The organism is Micromonospora sp. NPDC051924 (assembly GCF_055586005.1).
This window is the reverse complement of record NZ_JBVJJA010000007.1, coordinates 185356-189510: the sequence shown is the minus strand read 5'-3', so window position 1 is coordinate 189510 and position 4155 is coordinate 185356. Positions and strand designations below refer to the sequence as shown.

3 protein-coding genes are annotated in these 4155 nt (G+C 69.9%); 1 reads left to right on the top strand and 2 read right to left on the bottom strand.

All coding sequences use genetic code 11. The features are described from left to right. Positions 1–113: 113 nt before the first annotated feature. Positions 114–1631, bottom strand: coding sequence for a depupylase/deamidase Dop (gene dop, locus ACZ6S5_RS08260; RefSeq protein ID WP_465999029.1), 1518 nt, complete (start codon positions 1629–1631; stop codon positions 114–116). Positions 1632–1777: 146 nt separating this feature from the next. Beyond that, positions 1778–3559 (bottom strand): proteasome ATPase, encoded by a 1782-nt coding sequence (gene arc, locus ACZ6S5_RS08255; protein WP_465999027.1) that lies wholly within the window; start codon positions 3557–3559, stop codon positions 1778–1780. 177 nt (positions 3560–3736) lie between these two features. On the opposite strand from arc, the gene ACZ6S5_RS08250 reads away from it, so the two are divergent. Beyond that, positions 3737–4030: a ferredoxin gene (locus ACZ6S5_RS08250; protein WP_465999025.1), complete on the top strand. Its 294-nt coding sequence runs from the start codon at positions 3737–3739 to the stop codon at positions 4028–4030. Positions 4031–4155: the final 125 nt, after the last annotated feature.

Genomic DNA, 4155 nt, shown 5'->3' with positions numbered 1-4155 from the left:
TGGTCCCCCCCCCCCCCCCCCCTACACCCACCCCCCCCCCCAAAAAAAAAAAAACCCCCCCCCCCCCCCTCCCCCCCCCCCCCCCCCCGGGCTCGGCGGTGGCCGGCGGCGGCTCAGCCGCCGGTCAGCATCTCGAGGAGGTCCTTCGCGCTCTCGCAGCGGTCGAAGAGCTCCCCGACGTGCTTGCGGGTGCCCCGCTCGGGTTCCATCATCGGCACCCGGACCAGCGACTCGCGGCCCACGTCGAAGATGACCGAGTCCCAGCTGGCGGCGACCACTTCGGAGGCGTACTGGGCGAGGCAGCGACCCCGGAAGTAGGCCCGGGTGTCCTCCGGCGGCTCGGTCATCGCGCTGCGGGTCTGCTCGTCGGTGAGCAGCGTCTTCATCGAGCCGCGCTGCACCAGCCGGTGGTAGAGGCCCTTCTCCGGCCGCACGTCCGAATACTGCAGGTCGACCAGCTGGAGCTTGTGCGAGCCCCAGCCGAGCTTCTCCCGCTCCCGGTAGCCCTCCAGCACCCGCAGCTTGGCCACCCAGTCCAGCTCGTCGGCGCAGAGGAAGGCGTCCCGGCTCAGCCGGTCGAGGACGCTCTCCCAGCGGTCGAGGACGTCCGCGGTCTGCGCGTCCACGTCGTCGCCGTACCGGTCGTCCACGAAGGACCGGACCCGCTCGAGGTAGGCCCACTGCACGTCCAGGGCGGTGAGCTTGCGGCCGTCGCGCAGCCGCATGAGGTGCTTGAGCCCCGGGTCGTGGCTGACCGCGCGCAGCTCGCTGACCGGGTCGGCGATGCCCAGGTCGGGTCCGAGCGCCTTCTCCTCGATCATGGTGAGGATCAGCGCCGTGGTGCCCACCTTGAGGTAGGTGGAGATCTCCGACAGGTTGGCGTCGCCGATGATGACGTGCAGCCGGCGGTACTTGTCGGCGTCCGCGTGCGGCTCGTCGCGGGTGTTGATGATCGGCCGCTTGAGGGTGGTCTCCAGCCCGACCTCGACCTCGAAGAAGTCGGCCCGCTGGGAGATCTGGAAGCCGCTCTGGCCGCCGTCCTGGCCGATCCCGACCCGGCCGGCGCCGCAGACCACCTGACGGGTGACGAAGAACGGCGTCAGGTACGCCACGATGTCGGCGAACGGGGTCTGGCGCCGCATCAGGTAGTTCTCGTGGGCGCCGTAGCTGGCGCCCTTGTTGTCGGTGTTGTTCTTGTAGAGGTGGATCGGGTGGGTGCCCGGAATGGTGGCGGCCCGCCGGGCCGCCTCGGCCATCACCCGCTCGCCGGCCTTGTCCCAGCGCACCACGTCGAGGGGGTTGGTCACCTCGGGGGTGGAGTATTCGGGGTGGGCGTGGTCGACGTAGAGCCGGGCGCCGTTGGTGAGTATGACGTTGGCCAGCCCCAGGTCCTCGTCGGCGAGGGCCTCCGCCGGGTCGTACGCGGCGCCGGAGTAGGTGAAGCCGCGGGCGTCGCGCAGCGGCGACTCCTCCTCGTAGTCCCAGCGGGCCCGACCGCCTCGGTTGAGTTCGGGCCGCGCCCCGTACGCGTTGACCACCTGTGAGGAGGTGACCATCGGGTTGGCCCCGGCCTGGCCGGGCACGGAGATGCCGTACTCGACCTCGGTGCCCATGATCCGTCTGACGCTCATCGACCTGCCCGCTCCGCTCGCCCGTCCCGGTCCCCCGTCACGTCGAGCGTAGTCGCCGTGACGGGCGGAAGGGGCACGGCGGGCCGGGCGCGGTACGCGCGGAGGCCCGCGGCGCACGCGCCGCGGGCCTCCGTCGTGCCGTCGGACTACAGGTACTGGCCGGTGTTGCTGGCGGTCTCGATGGACCGGCCGGCCTCGGCGCCCTTGCCGCCGGAGACGAGCGTGCGGATGTAGACGATCCGCTCGCCCTTTTTGCCGGAGATCCGCGCCCAGTCGTCGGGGTTGGTGGTGTTGGGAAGGTCCTCGTTCTCGCGGAACTCGTCGACGCAGGCGTCGAGGAGGTGCTGCAGGCGCAGTCCCTTGCGTCCGGAGGTGAGGAACTCCTTGATGGCCATCTTCTTGCCCCGGTCGACGATGTTCTGGATCATCGCGCCGGAGTTGAAGTCCTTGAAGTAGAGGACTTCCTTGTCGCCGTTGGCGTAGGTGACCTCGAGGAAGCGGTTCTCCTCGGTCTCCGAGTACATCCGCAGGACGACCGCGTCGATCATCGCCGCCACGGTGGCCTGAGGGTCGCCGCCGTGCTCGGCCAGGTCGTCCGCGTGCAGCGGCAGGCCCGCGAGGATGTACTTGGAGAAGATGTCCTTGGCCGCCTCGGCGTCCGGCCGCTCGATCTTGATCTTCACGTCGAGGCGGCCGGGGCGCAGGATCGCCGGGTCGATCATGTCTTCCCGGTTGGAGGCGCCGATGACGATGACGTTCTCCAGGCCCTCGACACCGTCGATCTCGCTGAGCAGCTGCGGGACGATGGTGTTCTCCACGTCCGATGAGACGCCGGAGCCGCGGGTGCGGAAGACGGAGTCCATCTCGTCGAAGAACACGATCACCGGGGTGCCCTCACCGGCCTTCTCCCGGGCGCGCTGGAAGATCAGCCGGATGTGCCGCTCGGTCTCGCCGACGTACTTGTTGAGCAGCTCGGGACCCTTGATGTTGAGGAAGAAGCTGGTGTGCTTCTCCTCGCCGCGCCGTTCGGCGATCTTCTTGGCCAGGGAGTTGGCCACCGCCTTGGCGATCAGGGTCTTGCCGCAGCCGGGCGGGCCGTAGAGCAGGATGCCCTTCGGCGGTCGGAGCTGGTGCTCGCGGAACAGGTCGGCGTGCAGGAAGGGCAGCTCCACCGCGTCGCGGATCTGCTCGATCTGCGCCTGGAGGCCACCGATGTCCTCGTAGTCGACGTCGGGCACCTCCTCCAGGACCAGTTCCTCGACCTCGCTCTTCGGGATCCGCTCGTACGCGTACGCCGAGCGGGGCTCGATCATGAGCGAGTCGCCGGCCCTTATCGGGCTGCCGATGAGGGTCTCGGCGAGGTGCACGATGCGCTCCTCGTCGGAGTGGGAGACGACCAGGGCGCGGTCGCCCTGGGCGCCGCCGGGTCCGGCGAGCACCTCCTTGAGCATCACGACCTCGCCGACCCGCTCGTAGCCGAGTGCGTCGACGATGTTGAGCGCGTCGTTGAGCAGGACCTCCTGGCCGCGGCGCAGCTCGTCGACCTCCAGCGAGGGCGAGACGGCGACGCGGAGCTTGCGCCCGCCGGTGAACACGTCCACCGTGCCGTCGTCGTGCTTCGCCAGGAAGACGCCGTAGCCACTCGGCGGCTGGGCGAGGCGGTCGATCTCCTCCTTGAGCGTCACGATCTGCGCGCGAGCCTCCTTGAGGGTGCTCACGAGCCGTTCGTTGTTCTCGGTCAGCCGCGCCAACTGGGCCTGGGTGGCCGCCAGCCGCTCTTCGAGCTGCCGGACGTGTCGGGGGCTTTCGGTCAACTTGCGCCGCACCAGAGCGAGTTCCTCTTGCAGGAACGCGACCTGCGTGGAGAGATCGTGGGCCTCCTTCTCCCACCGTGCGGCGCGCGAGTCCGCGTCGTCGCTGCGTGCCACGTCCCACCTCCCCGGGGGGCTTGAACGTTCTGAGCTAACACTAGCCGCTATGAGCCCGATTCGGTCCCACGCAACGCGCTCGTCACCGAAGCTTGATCGCCAAGGGCTGGTCGAGGGGCGGGTACGGGCGTTCGGGTACCGTCGGGGGGTGGGACGGGAGAACATGGGGGGTGCTTCGTGACCGACGTCGCGACGGACCAGCTTCAGGTCTGGGTGGACCAGGACCTCTGCACCGGCGACGGGCTGTGCGTGCAGTACGCGCCCGAGGTCTTCGAGTTCGACGTCGACGGCCTGGCCTACGTCAAGGGCCCGGACGGCGAGCTGCGGCAGGCCGCGGGCGCCCGGGTCGACGTGCCGGAGCACCTGCGCCTCGAGGTGATCGACTCGGCGAAGGAGTGCCCGGGCGAGTGCATCCACGTGGTGCGCTCGGGCGACGGCGTCGAGGTGGCCGGCCCGGAGGCCGATGACTGACGAGTTGACGGAGCGGGGGGGGGGGGGGGGGGGGGGGGGGGGGGGGGGGGGGGTTTGTGGGGGGGGGGGGGGGGGTGTGGGGTTGTTTTTTTGGGGGTGGTGGGGTAGGGGGGCGGTGGCCTTTT

Excerpts from the sequence above, each read along its gene's own strand:
- dop (WP_465999029.1), bottom strand. The coding sequence starts at position 1,631 with ATGAGCGTCAGACGGATCATGGGCACCGAGGTCGAGTACGGCATCTCC.